This is a genomic window from Paeniglutamicibacter cryotolerans (genome assembly GCF_014190875.1).
Classification (GTDB): Bacteria; Actinomycetota; Actinomycetes; order Actinomycetales; family Micrococcaceae; genus Paeniglutamicibacter; species Paeniglutamicibacter cryotolerans.
In genome coordinates this window covers 2,106,998-2,122,910 of sequence record NZ_JACHVS010000001.1, presented here as the reverse complement: position 1 = coordinate 2,122,910, position 15,913 = coordinate 2,106,998, and the positions used below count along the sequence as shown (strand labels likewise).

Annotated in this window: 14 protein-coding genes; 5 read left to right on the top strand and 9 right to left on the bottom strand. The window is 66.2% G+C overall.

The genetic code is table 11. From position 1 onward, the window contains the following. Positions 1–30: 30 nt before the first annotated feature. Genes E9229_RS09825 through E9229_RS09810 form a run of 4 tightly spaced genes read right to left on the bottom strand, consistent with a single transcriptional unit; the run spans position 31 to position 5,183 of the window. Positions 31–1,809, bottom strand: a complete 1,779-nt coding sequence (locus E9229_RS09825) for a dipeptide ABC transporter ATP-binding protein (RefSeq protein ID WP_183511023.1) — start codon at positions 1,807–1,809, stop codon at positions 31–33. Further along, positions 1,806–2,666, bottom strand: a complete 861-nt coding sequence (locus E9229_RS09820) for an ABC transporter permease (RefSeq protein ID WP_183511022.1) — start codon at positions 2,664–2,666, stop codon at positions 1,806–1,808. Before E9229_RS09820 ends, E9229_RS09825 begins: the two co-directional genes overlap by 4 nt. 11 nt (positions 2,667–2,677) lie before the next feature. Then, the gene (locus E9229_RS09815) at positions 2,678–3,625 is read right to left on the bottom strand and encodes an ABC transporter permease (RefSeq protein ID WP_183511020.1); all 948 of its coding nucleotides are present in this window, start codon (positions 3,623–3,625) and stop codon (positions 2,678–2,680) included. A 28-nt stretch (positions 3,626–3,653) separates the two neighbouring features. Next, positions 3,654–5,183: an ABC transporter substrate-binding protein gene (locus E9229_RS09810; protein ID WP_183511019.1), complete on the bottom strand. Its 1,530-nt coding sequence runs from the start codon at positions 5,181–5,183 to the stop codon at positions 3,654–3,656. 228 nt (positions 5,184–5,411) lie between these two features. Between E9229_RS09810 and E9229_RS09805 the strand changes: the two genes are divergently transcribed. From E9229_RS09805 to E9229_RS09795, 3 genes are read left to right on the top strand one after another with little or no spacing between them, the layout of a single operon-like run. Beyond that, positions 5,412–6,161, top strand: coding sequence for a FadR/GntR family transcriptional regulator (locus E9229_RS09805; RefSeq protein ID WP_246380453.1), 750 nt, complete (start codon positions 5,412–5,414; stop codon positions 6,159–6,161). Positions 6,162–6,196: 35 nt separating this feature from the next. Beyond that, positions 6,197–6,607, top strand: a complete 411-nt coding sequence (locus tag E9229_RS09800; RefSeq protein ID WP_183511017.1) for a hypothetical protein — start codon at positions 6,197–6,199, stop codon at positions 6,605–6,607. Next, the gene (locus E9229_RS09795; RefSeq protein ID WP_183511016.1) at positions 6,604–7,122 is read left to right on the top strand and encodes a DinB family protein; all 519 of its coding nucleotides are present in this window, start codon (positions 6,604–6,606) and stop codon (positions 7,120–7,122) included. The genes E9229_RS09800 and E9229_RS09795 overlap by 4 nt, the downstream gene beginning before the upstream one ends. Before the next feature lie 220 nt (positions 7,123–7,342). On the opposite strand, the gene E9229_RS09790 is transcribed toward E9229_RS09795, so the two are convergent. The 5 genes from E9229_RS09790 to E9229_RS09770 all read right to left on the bottom strand — a co-directional run bounded on the left by E9229_RS09790 (position 7,343) and on the right by E9229_RS09770 (position 12,660). Then, on the bottom strand, positions 7,343–8,695 hold the full coding sequence (locus E9229_RS09790) for a cell division protein PerM (RefSeq protein ID WP_221184428.1): 1,353 nt from the start codon (positions 8,693–8,695) through the stop codon (positions 7,343–7,345). Positions 8,696–8,748: 53 nt separating this feature from the next. Then, positions 8,749–9,495, bottom strand: a complete 747-nt coding sequence (locus E9229_RS09785) for a sulfite exporter TauE/SafE family protein (protein ID WP_183511015.1) — start codon at positions 9,493–9,495, stop codon at positions 8,749–8,751. A gap of 89 nt (positions 9,496–9,584) precedes the next feature. Next, a complete protein-coding gene (locus E9229_RS09780; RefSeq protein ID WP_183511014.1) occupies positions 9,585–11,114 on the bottom strand; it encodes a tripartite tricarboxylate transporter permease in 1,530 nt (509 codons plus the stop codon). Continuing rightward, positions 11,111–11,635, bottom strand: a complete 525-nt coding sequence (locus tag E9229_RS09775; RefSeq protein WP_183511013.1) for a tripartite tricarboxylate transporter TctB family protein — start codon at positions 11,633–11,635, stop codon at positions 11,111–11,113. The genes E9229_RS09780 and E9229_RS09775 overlap by 4 nt, the downstream gene beginning before the upstream one ends. Before the next feature lie 41 nt (positions 11,636–11,676). Beyond that, positions 11,677–12,660, bottom strand: coding sequence for a tripartite tricarboxylate transporter substrate binding protein (locus tag E9229_RS09770; RefSeq protein ID WP_183511012.1), 984 nt, complete (start codon positions 12,658–12,660; stop codon positions 11,677–11,679). Positions 12,661–13,177: 517 nt separating this feature from the next. Here E9229_RS09770 and E9229_RS09765 point away from each other — a divergent pair. Together E9229_RS09765 and E9229_RS09760 are read left to right on the top strand one after the other, a co-directional pair. Beyond that, on the top strand, positions 13,178–14,050 hold the full coding sequence (locus E9229_RS09765) for a shikimate dehydrogenase (protein ID WP_183511011.1): 873 nt from the start codon (positions 13,178–13,180) through the stop codon (positions 14,048–14,050). Next, positions 14,050–15,894, top strand: a complete 1,845-nt coding sequence (locus tag E9229_RS09760) for a bifunctional sugar phosphate isomerase/epimerase/4-hydroxyphenylpyruvate dioxygenase family protein (RefSeq protein ID WP_183511010.1) — start codon at positions 14,050–14,052, stop codon at positions 15,892–15,894. The genes E9229_RS09765 and E9229_RS09760 overlap by 1 nt, the downstream gene beginning before the upstream one ends. The last annotated feature ends 19 nt before the right edge of the window (positions 15,895–15,913 follow it).

Here is a 15,913-nt window from a genome sequence, read left to right as displayed (position 1 = left end):
TTCCTTAGTGCCCCGGTTGCCCGGAGCGTGCTACTGGGTGTTGGTTGCTACCAGTTCCTTGGCCAGTACCTCGGCGCGCAGGTTCATCGAACTGGCGACGAGCTTGGCGGTATAGGGGTGCTGCGGGTTGGTGTAGACGGTTTCGGTGTCGCCGGCCTCGACGATGACGCCGGACTGCATCACCACGACCTTGTCGCACAGGTGGCGGACCACTGCGAGGTCGTGGGAAACGAAGACCAGGGTCAGCTGGTAGGCGTCGACCAGATCGGCGAGCAGGTTCAGCACCTGTGCGCGGACCGAGACGTCCAGCGCGGAGACCGGTTCGTCGGCCACCAGCACGCGCGGGCGGCAGATCAGGGCGCGGGCAATGGAGATGCGCTGGCGCTGGCCGCCGGAGAACTGGTGCGGGTAGCGATCCAGCGTGTCGGCGCCCAGGCCGACCGCCTCGAGCATGTCCTGGGCCATGACCCGGCGCTGGGCAGCGTTTTCGTTGCGCCCGGGCACCAGCAGCGGCTCGGTGACGATGTCCAGCACCTTCATGCGCGGGTTCAGCGAACCCATCGGGTCCTGGAAAACGATCTGCAGCTCCTGGCGCAGCTGCACCAGTTCGGATTCCTTGGCACCGGCGACCTCGTTGCCGGCCACCACTGCCGAACCGGAGGTGGGCTGGTCGAGTCCGGCCAGGATGCGCAGCAGCGTGGACTTGCCCGATCCGGACTCCCCCACCACGCCCAGGCGTTCGCCCGGCAGCACGGTGAAGTTGGCTGCCTGCAGCGCATGGACCTCGGATGGCTTGCCGAAGAGCGAAGAACGCCCGCGCTTGTACGTGCGTGTCAGGTCGGTGATTTTGATGACCGGTTCGACATCGGGCGTTTCGGTACCGGCCGTGTCCGCTGCCTGTTTCGGCGCCGCTGCCGCCTCGGCTGCCTGCGCGCGGGCCAGGGTTTGCTCGGCCGTCGGCGGCACGTAGGCGGCGGAGGAGGCGACGGTAAACAGGCGCCCGTCGTTGTCGGTGGCCTCCAGGTCGCTGGCGGCGAGCAGCCCGCGGGTGTAGGGGTGCTGCGGACGGGTGAAAATGTCTTCCGTGGCACCCTCCTCCACGACCCTGCCCTTGTTCATGACCAGCACGCGGGTGCACATGTTGGCCACCACGGCGAGGTCGTGGGTGATGAAGAGCAGCCCGGTACCGCGTTCGACCACGGATTCCAGGACCAGGTCCAGGACCTGGCGCTGCACCGTGACATCCAGGGCGGTGGTCGGCTCGTCGGCCAGCAGCAGCGCAGGGTCGTTGGCCAGCGCCATCGCCAGCATCACGCGCTGGCGCTGTCCGCCGGAAAGCTGGTGCGGGTAGGCCCGCGCCGCTTCGGCCGGATCCGGGAGCTTCACGGCGGCGAGCATCTCGATGGCCTTGGCGTTCGCCTCGCGGCGCGAGGAAACCGTCTTGTGCTGGAGCATGATCTCGGCGACCTGTGCCCCGGCGCGCATCAGCGGGTTCAGCGCGGTCAGCGGTTCCTGGAAGACCATGGCCATGTCGCGGCCGCGGATCTTGCGCATGGTGGAGTCGGTGGCATCGACGAAGTTCGCCTCGTGTCCTGCCAGCTTCACCGTGCCGGTGGCCGATAGCCCTTCGGGAAGCAGGCTCATCAGTGCGGTGGTGGTCAGCGATTTGCCGGAGCCGGATTCGCCGATCAAGCCGATTCGTTCGCCGCGGGCCATGGCGAAGCTGACATCGTGCACCAGGGAGAAGCCGCCCGTGGAGACCGAAAGCCCCTCGACGCGCAGCAGGTTCTGGGTGGTGTTGGCGCTCATGAACGCTCTCCATTCAGCTTCGGGTCGAAGCGGTCGCGCAGCCCGTCGCCGAGCATGTTGAAGCCCATGACCGCCGCGGCGATGGCGGCGCCGGGCCAGACGGCAAGCATCGGATAGAGGCCCCAGTAGTTCTGGGAGGCCTGCAGCATGCGGCCCCAGGACGGGATCGGCGGGGGCGTGCCCAGGCCCAGGAAGGACAGGGCGGCCTCGGCCAGCACGGCCAGGGCGAAGGTGACCGAACACTGCACCACGACCATGCCGACGATGTTCGGCATCACGTGGCGCCAGGCCACGCGCAGCGCCGGCTGCGATGAAGCACGCGCGGCCTGGACGTATTCGGTGCTCATGACCTGCAGCGTGCCGGCGCGGGCCACGCGGGCGAAGCCGGGGATCGAGCCGATGCCGATGGCCACCATGGCCGTCATGGTACTGGCCCCGAAGACGGCGGAAAAGACGATCGCGACCAGCAGTGCCGGGAAGGCCAGCAGCACGTCGGCGAAGCGCATGGTGACTTCCTCGGTGGCGCCGCGCTTCATCCCGGCCAGGATGCCCAGCGGGGTGCCGACCAGCAGCGCGATGGCCACCGCGGCCAACCCGACCAGGATGGTGACCTGGGCGCCGGTGAGCACGATGGAGAAGATGTCGCGGCCCAGCCAGTCGGTGCCCATCAAGTGGGTGGGGCTGGAGCCTTGGAGCCGCTCGGAGGGGAACGCCTGGACCGGATCGAACGGGGTCCAGAAGAGCGAGAGCACGGCAGCGGCGGCAACCAGGCCGACCAGCACGGCACCGATGATCATGTTGGTGCCCCAGCGCCGGCGGCCCCTGGTACGCGTCTTGGGGATGGATTCAGTAGTCATGGTCTGGCCCCTCAAGCCGTCTTGCGGATGCGCGGGTCGACGATCGTGTACAGCACGTCGACGAGCAGGTTGATGATCAGGGTCAGTCCGACGAGCACCATCACGATCGATTGCACGGCGATCATGTCGCGGTTGCCCACCGAGTCGAGCAGCAGCGAGCCCAGGCCCGGAATCACGAAGACCTTTTCAATGACTACCGCGCCGATGATCAACGCCGCCAGCTGCACCGAGGTGACGGTGATGACCGGAATGGCGGCATTGCGCAGCCCGTGCTTCACCAGGGCCTTCATCGGTGAAAGCCCCTTGGCCCGGGCGGTGCGCAGGTAGTCCTCGCTCATGACCTCGAGCACCGCGGAGCGCACGTAGCGGGTGAGCACGGCTGCCTGCACCGAGGCGAGCGCCACCACGGGCAGGGTGACCCGGCGCAGGAAGTCGGCTGGGTCCTGCCCCGGCGGGGTCCAGCCGTTGGCCGGGAACCAGCCCAGGCCGACGGCGAAGGCGACAACCAGCAGGATGCCGGCCAGGAAGCCCGGGATCGCGATGCCCAGCTGGCTGACCGCCGAGATGACGGCGCCGGAGGCCTTGCGGTGCCTGACCGCGGCGAACGTGCCGAACGGGATAGCGATGACCAGTGCCAGCAGCATGGCCAGCACGACCAGGATCAGCGAGACCTGGACCCGGTCCATGATCAACGGACTGAGGTCCGAACGGGTGACGTAGGAGGTGCCGAAATCGCCGAACGGCAACCCCGAAACCCAGTCGAAGTACTGCACGATGAGTGGGCGGTCGGTCCCGAACTCCTTCTGCATTTGTGCCAGGAGCTCGGGCGTCGAGTGCTCACCCAAGGCGATCTTTGCCGGATCACCGGGGACCGCCCGCAGGAGGAGGAAGACCATCACCGTTGCGGCGATGAAGGTTGCCACGAACCTGAGCAGGTTCGTGAGGATCCTAATGATCATGCGGGCGGTCCCTTACGTGAGTACTTTGTTATTTCCAGCCCATGACGGACAGGTTCAGCGCCTCGGTGACCGAGTTCGCCGGGATGCCTGTCACGTCCGCGTTGGCCACGACGATGTTCGGGAAGATGAACAGCGTGTCGGAACCGGCCTGGTCCACGATCTCGCGGACGACCTTCTTCATGCCCGAGACGAACCCGGCCTCGTCGGCCTTGTCGGCAGCTGCGGCAATCGGGGCGATCTTCGAGTTGTCGAAGCCGATGTAGTAGTCCGGGTTGTTGAACATGGTCAACACGTCGCGGGCCTCGACGGCCAGCACGATCGACATCTGGTAATCGTGCTTGGTGAAGACCTTATCCAGCCAGACGGCCGGGAATTCGGCGGTTTCGATCTTGGCGTTGATGCCGACGTCCTTCAGCTGCGAGACGACGATCTCGGAGATGGCCGCAGCGTACGGACGGGTCGGGACGGTGAAGGTGATGTCCAGGTTCTCGACGCCTGCGTCCTTGAGCAGCGCCTTGGCCTTGGCCGGGTCGAACGGGTAGACCCCGTTGAGGTCCTCGTAGTACGGGTCGGTCGGGGGCACCGGGCCGCCCACGAGCGTGCCGTAGCCGTTCCAGGCCGAGTCCACGACCGCCTTGCGGTCGATCGCGTACATGACTGCCTGTCGCACCCGCACGTCGTCGAACGGCTTGGCCTTGTTGTTCATCGAGAGCATGATCTCGCCGTTGGAAGTGCCATCGAGCACCTGGAACTTGGTGTCTGCCTTGAAGGAGTCCACGAGTTCCGGGGCCTGCATGTTGAAGACCACGTCGACGTCGCCGGACTTCAGCGCGTTCGTGGTGGCCACCGCATCGCTGAAGTACTTCAGCGTTGCCTTCTTGGTCTTCGGGGCGGTGCCCCAGTAATCCGCGCGGGCATCGAAGTTGATCGACTCGCCGCGCTTCCACTCGGTCAGCGCGTAGGGGCCGGTGCCGATGGCCTTGTTGGCCAGGTCATCCACGCCCGAGGGGTCGAACATGGCACCGACCAGCGTGGTCATGTTAAACAGCCAGGCGTTCGAAGGCTGCTTGAGCGCGACGGTGACCTCGGTCGGGGACTTCACCGTGACCTTGTCGACGATGTCCATCTTGGACTTCATGCCCGAGAGCCACTTATCCGACTTCACGCGTTCGATGGAGAACTTCACATCGTCGGCGTCGAAGGCCTCGCCGTTGGAGAACTTGGCGCCCTCGACCAGGGTGAAGGTGTAGTTCTTGCGGTCCTTGGACAGTTCCCAGCTCTTGGCCAGCAGCGGGGTGATGGCGCCGGTCTGGTCGACTTGGACCAGGCCCTCGTAGACGTTGGACATCAGGGCCTGCGGGATGGCGGCACCTGCCGTGGTGGTGAAGTCGAGGTTCACCGGCTCACCGGTGAGTGCGACTACCAGCGAATCCTTGGGCGCGGCACCCGTGGTGTCCCCGCTGCCGCCACCGGCGTTGCAGCCGGTCAGCGCCAGAGCCGCGGAAAGCGCCACGGCGGTCAGGGTGAGTGTTTTCCTTGCTGGGATACGCAATGGCATGTCCTCTACCTTCACTAGTTACGAGGGACGAATGATTCAGTCATTTCAAGCTATCCGGGACTGGCCCGTCAAACCCGTCCCACCATTGTGATTCATACAACAGCAGAATGCACGTATATTTCAACCAAGTTGGCTGGTAAGACCAGTTACCTAGGGCGCACCAGTATCATGAGGGCAAAGCACTGTGCCGCAGACCGCGACAACCAGCCCCACCGAGAGGCCGAATTCTTGACGACGAATTTCACCCCTGCCGTGCCGGTCCGCACCTATGAACGGGTCGTAGAGCAGATCGAGAACGCCATCACCTCCGGAGCCGTGGCCCCCGGGGACCATCTGCCCTCCGAGCGCGAGCTCATGGTGCAGTTTTCCGTCTCCCGGCCGACCATCCGCGAGGCGCTGCGCGTGCTCCAGTCGATGGGCCTGGTCGAGTCAAAGCCGGGTGGCCGCGGCGGCCCCCTGGTGCTCGAGCCTTCCCCCGCGTCGCTGACCCGCTCGTTCACCACCATGGTGCGCCTCGATTCGCTCTCGATGCGCGAGCTCGTGCAGTTCCGCCTGGTCCTCGACTCGGCCGCCTGCCGGCTTGCCGCGACACTGCATACACCCGACCAGCTGGCGGCCATGGGTTCCTGCGTGGAACGCATGGAAGCGGCCGTCGGCGCCGACACGGCAGCCTTCGCCCGCGCCGACGTGGACTTCCATCTGGCGGTCTGGGAGGCCAGCGGCAATGCGCTGCTCTCGATGTGCGGGCAGGCGGTTGCCGGGGCAATTCTCCAACTGATCACCCAGCAGCTGAAGGATGCAGCGGATTCCGCGCGGATCGAGGCGGATTCGGCGGCCCTGGACCGGGGCATTTTCGACGCCATCGCCGCCGGAAACTCGATGGAGGCCGGACGCCGGGCCCGACAGGCGATCTACGACCGCTACTCGTCGCTGCTTCCGGCCGAGGACGCACCGGGGCTCGACGCGCTGCTGGGATAGGCCCGCCGGCGCAGGAGGGGCACTAGGCTGGGAGGATGGCCGAATCTCCGAACACCCCCGCCCGCACACCGGTTGACCTGCGGCTGTTGCGCCGGATGCAGCTTACGTTCATGCTGCTGGTCGCCGCCTACCTGATCAGTTTCACCCCGCTGCCCTACTCGATCGGTTCGCTGGTGCTCGGTGCCGCCGCCGTTGTCACCGGCATCCTGTCCGTCATCCGGGCTTTCGTGGTCAATGTCCCGGGCATGTTGCGCGTGACTGTCCCACTGATCACCGTCGCGGCACTGCTCTTCACGCTGGCCCAAGGTGTACAGACGATTTTCTACAGCCAGACCAAGGCCTTCCAGGAGTGCCAGGCCGGCGCGTTGACCGAACGCAGCAAGGCGGCCTGCGAACGCGACTACCAGCGCAGCATCCTCCGGCTCGAGCCCTCCACCGGCTCATGAGCCACCCGAAGATACTCCACGCCGCGGATTGGCGCTGGGCCATCGACCGGCGCTGCGCCGAATGCGGGACCGACGCCTCCAGATTGGATCTGCCCACGTTGGCCGGCCTGTTCCGCGGCTCGGCACCGCGCTTCGCCCTGGCACTGTCGGCCCCCGGGATCAAGGTGCGCAAAGACCCCGGGCGCTGGAGCGTACTCGAGTATTGCTCCCACGTGCGCGACCTGCTCTCCGTGACGACGGGCCGGATCGAGCTGATGCTCGAACAGGACAGCCCGGTGTTCGACGACTGGAACCAGGACGCGGCGGCCACCCACTATGAGACGGCGGATCCGCTTGAGGTCGCCGACCAGCTCGGCGGGGAGGCCAGGCTCCTGGCCCGGACGCTGGAATCCATCGACCCCACTGATGTGCATCGCAGGGGTAGGCGATCGGACGGGACCGGGTTAAGCATCCTCGCCGCAGCCCGGTACGCCTGGCACGACGTGGCCCACCACCTGTACGACGTCGGGGCCTGAGACGCCCCGGGCCCCAGGTTCCGCAACGTGTTGCGCCAAGAAGGCCACGGCCCGGCCGACCCGGGCAAGACCCGGAAGACGATCACCACGGAGAACGCGCACAACGGCACGGTCAGCCTGCGGGTCAGGAAGCCGGCTTCACAGCAGAATCGAGTGAGGCTCGCGAAGACCCCTCCGGTGGCTTTGGCCATCCAGCCGGCCCCAGCCTCAGGGCCGGGTGCTAGCCGTCGAGTACCGGATCGTGTTCAAGCAGCGGGCCGAGCAGGTAGCCGATGGCTGTCCCCACTGCCACCTCGGCCCCTAGGAACGCGGCCGTCAGCCATAGTTCCGGACCCACTTCCGTGAAGCGTCCGATACCGAGCGATCCGGCCGACAGCCAGCTTCCCACCAGCGAGATGGCTGCCGCTATCGATCCAACGATGAGCCCGAGCGCCAGCGTCGAGACGCCGAGGCTGAGCCAGCGGTACCTGACCTTCAGCGAGAGCCAGTCGTCGAAGTGGTTTTCCCCCACCCGCAGGAAGAACCAGCCGGCCATGATCCCGGCGAGCACCGGCAGCAGCATGAAGCACCAGGCGTAGGTCAGTTCACCGGTCGGCAGGGCGCCCAGGAACGGGACGGCCGGCAGCGGCCCGACCGTGGTTTCCAGGGTGGAAAGCGTGCTTCCGTTGCCCAGCACGATGCCGCCGCCGGTGATCCAGGACAGCGTCCACAGGGCCAGGTTCGGCATCATGCCGAGCTGGCCGATGGTCAGCACGGCCGACCCGACCAGCCCCGGGCGCAGCTGCTGGTAGACGTTGGAGATGTCCAGCCAGTGCACGCCCAGGTTCACGGCGAGCACAGCGGCCGCCAGCCCGAACGCCATCACGTAGGCCAGCGTGCCCGAGCGCACCACCGCCCAGACGTAGGATCCGGCCCAGCGCGAATGCTGCGAAGCCCGGGCTATCCAGGCTGCGGTGTCGAAGCCGATCAACCGTCCCCAGGATCCGGCCTCGCGGTGGCACCCCACGATCACCCCGGTTCCGGCGGCGATCAACGGAATGGTCGCCGCGGCGCCGAGGGAGACCGAGGCCTCCTCGGTCTGCACGGCGAAACCGGTGAACAGCCCGAAGAGTACATAGACGCCCAGCGCCCCGACGATGCCTTGCCAGAGCTGGTCGGTGTAGGAGGCGCGGGCAATCCGCCGCCCTGCCCTCCACGCCAGAAAGAACGGGACCAGGGTCAAACCCAGCGGGATCAGCGAGAGCACGCCGGCCAGCGGTTCCGGGTCGGACTCGGCTCCGTTCAGGTGCAGGGTCAGCGGCACGCCGTGGATGAGCAGCCAGATCTGGCCGCTGAGCTTGAACATGTCTTCGATCGGGCGCTCCAGGATCCCGCCGGCGAACCAGACGGCCACCACGGGAATGACCACCAAGAATGCGGAAAAGAAGGCGGCCTGAAGGAGCTCGAAGGCGCCCTGAAGCCAGAGCGGCATCGGCAGGCCGTTGCTGACCCGCTCGCGGAGGACATCGAATCGCGATCCCCCGGCTGCCGAAGTGCCGGGGACGGGGGATGGCTGGTTGCGCTTATCGTTCATCGTCTTCCCATGGTGCCACCGTTTGGACGCCCAGCGGTTCAGCGACGCGGCCGCTAAAGCCCGGCCAGCCCGTTCACCAGGGCCGTGACCGAACCGATGAATGCCACGCAGAGCACGAAGAAGCGGGCATGGTCATCATGCACCTTGCGCTGCACGCGCTCCCCGATCAGCACGCCGCCCCAGATGCACGCCACGATGCCCAGCCAGGCCCAGACCGGGAGTTCGGGAAGCTGTCCGGGAGCCACGGCCGTCTTTACCGCCAACGTCACGAGACCGGTGAAGACGAAGAACGGCTGCAAGGTGGCGGCGAAGGACCGCTGCGGCCAACGGGCCAGCACCGCATACGCGCTCACCGCCGGCCCACCGACCCCGGCAATGGCATTGGTCAGCCCGGAGAGCAGGCCCGCGGTGGCCTTGGGTGCGTTCCCGCGGGCGGTGAAGCTGGTGCGTACCAGAACCAGCGAGAGCAGCAACGCAAAGAGCACCACGGAACCGACCACCACCGACAACGGTGCCGCCGGAATGCGCGTGGCAGCCAGTGATCCGGCCACCGATCCGATCACGCTGAACGATGCCAGCCAACCGAACATGCGCCAGTCGATGTCCTTGAACACCCGCGGCATGATCAACAGCGAGGAGCCGACGCCGCAGATATTCACCAGGTAGACGCCTTCGTGCGGGCCCAGGAGCAGGATCAGGAACGGGGAGACCACCATGGCGAAACCGAGCCCCGCCACCCGTTGGGCTATGGCACCGATGACTATCATGCCGAGCACGAGAAGGATCAGGGAAGTTTGCATTCAACCAACCCTAGACAATGCAAAGGGGGGATCCGGAATCGGCGCCTGCGCGCCGATTCCGGATCCCCCCTGCCGAGATGGGCCTGGCCCTACGGCTGCATCGTCGGAACCTTCATGCCCACGATGGCTTCCTTGCGTCGACGCACCAGCTGTCGCAGCGGCGGAACGGTCACGGCCAGGACGGCGACGGTCAAAAGCACCAGGGCGATCGGGCTGGTGAAGATCGAGGACCAGCCGTCGGTCAACAGTGCCCGGCGCAGATTGGCCTCGGCCAGCGGCCCCAGGATCAGGCCCAGCACTGCCGGGCCTGGCGGGAACCCGAAGCGCAGCATGAACAGCCCCACCATGCCGAAGAGCAGCATCATGCCCACCTCGAACACGGAGTTGTTGATCGAGTAGGTGCCGACCATGCAGAACACCAGGATGACCACCCACAGGAAGTGGTCGGGCAGTTCCAGCAGTTTGATGACGCCCTTCATGCGCAACAGGCTCAGGATCAGCGTTGCCACGGTGGCGATGAGCAGGATCGTGACCAGCGAGGCAATCAGATCCGGGTGGCTGTTGAACAGCCCGGGCCCGGGCTGGATGCCCCAGATCATCATCGAGCCGATCATCACGGCCATCACCGAGTCCCCGGGTACGCCCAGGGCCATGGTGGTGGTGATCGAGCCGCCGAGGGTCGCCGTGGAGGAGGTGTCCCCCGCCGTCAGGCCCTCGAGCGAGCCCTTGCCGAACTCGTCCTTGCGCTTGGAGGCCTTCTTTGCGTTGTCCCAGGCGATGATGCCGGCAATGTCGCCGCCGACGGCCGGGATCAGGCCGATGACCGAACCGGTGGCGGCGCCGATGCCCATGGGCTTGGCCAGCCGCTTCATCAGTTGGCGGTCCGGCATCCACTGGCCCATCTGGCTGATCGGCTTCACGCCCTTGTTTTTGCGGTGCGTGAGGATCTGGTTGATGACCTCGGCCAGGCCGAAGAAGCCGATGATGACCGGAATGAACGGGATGCCGCCGTTGAGCTCGAGGATGCCCAAGGTGAAGCGCTGGTCACCGGTGATCGGGTCGCGCCCGATCGTGGCAAGGAACAGCCCGAAGGCGCCGGCCGCCAGGCCCTTGAAGATGCGCCCAGAGGAGACGCCGACCATCATGGTCAGGCCGAACACCACCAGGGCGAACATCTCGGGCGGGCCGAACTGCATGGCGAAGGCCGACAGTGGAACCGCAGCCACGGCCAGGATCACGATGCCGCAGATCATGCCGACGGCCGAGCCGATGGCCGAGGTGGTCAGGGCAAGGCCGGCCTTGCCCTGGCGGGCCAGGGGGTAGCCGTCGAACGTGGTGGAGATCGAGGCCGGAGTGCCGGGCGTGTTGATCAGGATCGCCGGGATCCTGTCGCCGAACTGGGCAGCGACGTAGATGGTCAGCAGCATGGCCAGGCCCTGTGTGGGTTCCATGGTCAGCGTGAAACCGCTGGCCAGAGCCACTGCCATGGTGGCGGTGACCCCGGGGAACGCCCCAACGAGCATGCCAATGCAGATGCCGATGCCGATGGTCAGCAGCGTATCGGGCGCCAAGACGGCGCCGATGCCATCGGTTACCGGGGAAGCGAGGATCGGGATCATAGCGGGACTCTCAATGCAACGATGAACAGGAAGTGGAGGACCGCGGTGACCACGGCCGGGAAGACAAGGACTGCCTTGACGCCGCGGCCACCGAGGACGAACGTGAACAGGACAAGTGCCACGAAGGTGATCATCCAGAACTGCAGCACGTTCCAGAGCAGCAGATAGCCCACGGCAATGAGTGCCGTCAGTGCGAACATTTTCAGTCCGGACACCCCGATCCGATCGGGGATGTCCGCCACGCGGACGCCGCGCAGCACGTTGTTGAAGACAATGACTACTCCGAAGAGCACCAGGCCCCAGCCGAGCATCACCGGCCAGAAGGTCGGTCCGAGCTCGGATCCGCCGCGCACGGTGATGTTCCGGGATCCCAACAGGATCAACGTCCCGATACCGATGCATGCGGCAACGGAGACCAGTTCACGTAGGCGGACCGGCAGGTCCCGCACCAGCACCTCATCTTGGTGGTGCGCGGCTGCGATCACTGCATCTTGCTCGCTTGGTGGTGTTGTTTCTGTCATGGCTTCCTCACTGACGGATGTTTATTGCCACGGGCACCGGGCTACTTGGTGTTGTTCTTGGCGAAGTCGATCCAGGGGCCGTAACGCTTGGCCTCGTCCTGGATGAAGGTAGCCATGTCGGCTGCATTGCGCGAGGTCGGCACCAGGTTCGAGTTCTTGATGACGTCCTGGTAGCCGGCATCGGCCGTTGCCTTCTCCATGGCGTCGGAGAGCTTGGCGACAACGTCCTCCGGGGTGCCCTTGGGGGCCATGATGCCGACCCATGAGGCGTTCTTCAGGTCCACGCCCGACTCCTTGGCGGTGGGCACATCCGGGTTGTTCGGGTCGCGCTCATCGGTGAGCATGGCCAGGTAGCGCAGCTTGCCGCCCTCGACCTGGATCTTCTGCGAGCCGATGGCGTCGATGGAGAACGTCACGTCTCCGGCTGCCGCAGCGGCAACGGCCGGGGCCGAGCCGTCGAACGGCACCGAGGTCAGCTTGATGCCGGCCAGCTGCTGCAGGCCGGCGGCCGGGGAATCCCAGACCGAGCCGATGCCCGGGGAGGAGAAGGTCAGTTTGCCCGGCTTGGCCTTGGCGTCATCGACCAGGTCCTGCAGGGTCTTGTACGGGGAGTCGACCGGGACGGCGATGGCGCCCGGGCCGGAGAGGCCCTGGCCGATCGGGGCGTAGTTCTCGGGCTTGATGTCGTAGTCCATGAACTGCAAGGTGGCGACCTCGACACCCATCATGGACAGGTTGTAGCCGTCGGGCTTCTGCTCGGCGAGCCAGTTGTAGGCCACCGAACCGTTGGCGCCTGGCTTGTTTTCAACGATGACGCTGACGCCCAGGTCCTTCTCCAGCAGCGGAGCGATGGTGCGTGCCGTGAGGTCGCCGGAGCCTCCGGCAGCCCACGGCACGATCAGGCGGATGTCCTTGCCCGGGAAATCGACGCCCTCGGCAGTGCTCTTGGCGGTGGAGGCGCAACCGGTGACGGTCAGCAGGCCGGCTGCGAGCAGCGCGGCGGAACGAATGATGGTCTTCTTCATTGGGGAACCCCTGTATTCGTGGTCATCGGGCACGTGCTGTGCCCAGTGAGAATGAATGTGGCCGGTGCGGATGGCCCGGGATGCAGGCCGGATTGTCGGCAGGCATCCCCATCGGTGCTGGTGGTGAGCTCTAAGCCCATTTGTGCGCTATCCGTACAAGTGTGCTTAAATCGAACAATCTGTAACCTAGCTCACTGAAGCGCAAGTGGCAAGCCGCCGACGCGTGGACTCGGGGAGAATTGACCAGGTGGCCGGGCGTCCACCGGCATGCATTGCCGGTGGCCAAGAGGCGTCGGAGCCCCTCAATTATCCAACCAGACCCGATGCCGCCCAAGTTCGCGACAGATCATGAACCCCTTCCCGGATGTACGCACCACGCTTTGTGGTCCCGTCATTTATCGCTAACATATTTGTACGAATTGCGCACACCTGTACGTATTACGTACGATGCTTTACGCTGGATCCAGATCACACACTGAAGCACTGTGGGCAACCGGTGCAGAGAAGGATTCACCCCGTGAGCACCAAGAACGAGTCATACCTGGTTGGACTGATCGGCGAGGGCATCACCCCCTCCTTGACTCCGCCGATGCATGAGGCCGAGGCCGAGCACCATCGCCTGCGCTACCTCTACCGCCCGATCGACCTAACGGCCATCGAACGCAGGGGTAGCGATGTCGGCGAGCTGCTGCGCGCCGCCCACGACATGGGCTACAACGCCCTGAACATCACCCACCCCTGCAAGCAGCTGGTGCTCGAACACCTGGACGGGCTCACCGCCGACGCCCGCGCGCTGGGCGCGGTGAATACCGTCCTGATCAGCGACGGGGAATTCATCGGCCACAACACCGACGGCACCGGTTTCGCCCAGGCACTGCGCACCGGACTGCCCGGCGTTCCGCTGGAGCGGGTGCTGCAGATCGGTGTCGGCGGCGCCGGCGCGGCAGTGGCCCACGCGCTGCTCGGCGCCGGGGTCCGGCACCTGGTGCTGGTCGATCTGGACCCGGCGCGCGTCGCCGAGCGCGTCGCCGCACTGTCGGCTGCCTTCCCCGGCTCCACCATCAGTGCGGCCACCCCCGCCGGGATCCCCGCCGAACTCGCGGCAGCCAACGGACTGGTCAACGCCACACCGATCGGCATGTACCAGCACCGAGGCAGCCCCATCGACGTCTCGCTGCTTGACCCCGGGCACTGGGTCGCCGACGTGGTCTACCGGCCGGTGGACACCGAACTGATCGTCGCTGCCCGTGCTGCCGGCTGCCGCACCCTCGACGGCGGACACATGGCCGTAGGCCAGGCAGTCGACGCCTTCCGCCTGATCACCGGGCTCGAACCGGACGCACAACGCATGCGCTCGCATTTCCTGTCCATGCTGGAGCGCGGCCTCTAATGCGCACCTCCATCGCCACCGTCTGCATCTCGGGCACGCTCGAACAGAAGATGCTTGCCTGTGCCCGGGCGGGCTTTGGCGGCGTCGAAATCTTCGAACCGGACTTGATGGTTTCCCCCCTCTCCCCCGAGGAGATCAGGGCCCTGGCAGCGCGCCTGGGGTTGAGCCTCGACCTCTACCAGCCGCTGCGCGACATCGAGGGCGTCGATGAAGGGACCTTCGCCCGGAACCTGCATCGGGCGGAGGCCAAGTTCAAACTGATGAACCGCCTCGGCATCGAGGTGGTCCTGCTGTGCACCAACGTCGGCACGGCAACGATCGACGACGACGACCTGTTCGCCAGGCAGCTGCGCACCTTGGGAGAACTGGCAGCGGGCTACGGGATCAGGATCGCCTACGAGGCCCTGGCCTGGGGCCGGTTCGTGAACACCTACCGCCACGCCTACCGGATCGTTGAACTGGTAGACCACCCCAACGTCGGCACCTGCCTGGATTCCTTCCACATCCTCTCGCGCGGGGACGACCCCGCGGGGATCTCGGAGCTGGACCCGGAAAAGATCTTCTTCGTGCAGCTGGCCGACGCCCCGGTATTGAGCATGGACACCCTCTCCTGGTCCCGGCACTACCGCGTCTTCCCCGGCGAAGGCGGCTTCGACCTGACCGGTTTCATGGTGCATCTGGTCCGCTCGGGCTATGACGGTCCGGTGTCGCTGGAGATCTTCAACGACGTCTTCCGCCAGTCGGACGTCGAACGCACCGCCGTCGACGGACTGCGTTCGCTGCTCTGGCTCCAGGACCGCGTCGCCACGGCGATGGCGGGGGAACCCACGGTGATGGAACTGACGCCGCTGCCGGCCGGAGCCGCACCGGCGGCGGTGGATTTCGCCGAGGTGCGCACCGACGAGCCCGAAGCGGTGGCCGACATGCTCGCCCACCTCGGCTTCGAATTCCGCGGCCAACACCGCCGCAAGCCGGTCCAGCTCTGGGTCCAGGGCGGCGCCCGGGTCATCATCAATTCCCAGCGCGCCCGGGATACCTCCCCCATGCTTTCGGCCCTCGGCATGCAGGTGGCCGATCCCCTCCTCAGCGGCGAGCGGGCCCGGGCCCTCAAGGCCCGTCCGGTTCCCCGTCACCACACGGCGGATGAACAGGCGCTGCACGGGGTCAGCGCCCCCGACGCCACCGAGGTCTTCTTCAGCCGCGTCACCGACAAGCCGGCCTGGATGGAGGAATTCGGGTTGCCCGGGCATCACGCCCACGATCCGGACGGGGCACTGATCACCGCCGTGGACCACATCAATTTGGCCCAGCCCTGGCAGGCATTCGACGAATCCGTCCTCTTCTATGCCTCCACGCTGTGCCTGGACGCACTACCGGCCACCGAGGTCCCTTCGCCGATGGGCCTGGTGCGCAGCCAGGTCATGCGCACCGCCGACGGATCGGTACGGCTCGCCTTGAACATCGTCCCGCATGCCTCCGATGCATCGGCCACGGCACCGCACGCCTACCCCGAGCACATCGCGTTCTCCACCACCGACATCGTTGCCGTGGCTCGGCGGGCTCGGGCCAGTGGCATGGACTTCCTGCCCGTCCCGCACAACTACTATGAGGACCTCGCCGCGCGCTTCGAGATGGATCCCGGGTACCTGGCAACCCTCGAGGAGCTCAACCTGCTCTATGATCATGACGAACACGGCGACTTCCTCCACTTCTATACGGAGACTGTCGGCGAGCTGTTCCTCGAGGTGGTGGAGCGCCGCGGGGGCTACGACGGCTACGGCGCACCGAATGCCACGGTCCGCCTCGCATCCCAGTTCGAACGCAACCGACTGCGCACCGCTTGAGCGGTCCGCCCGATGAAAG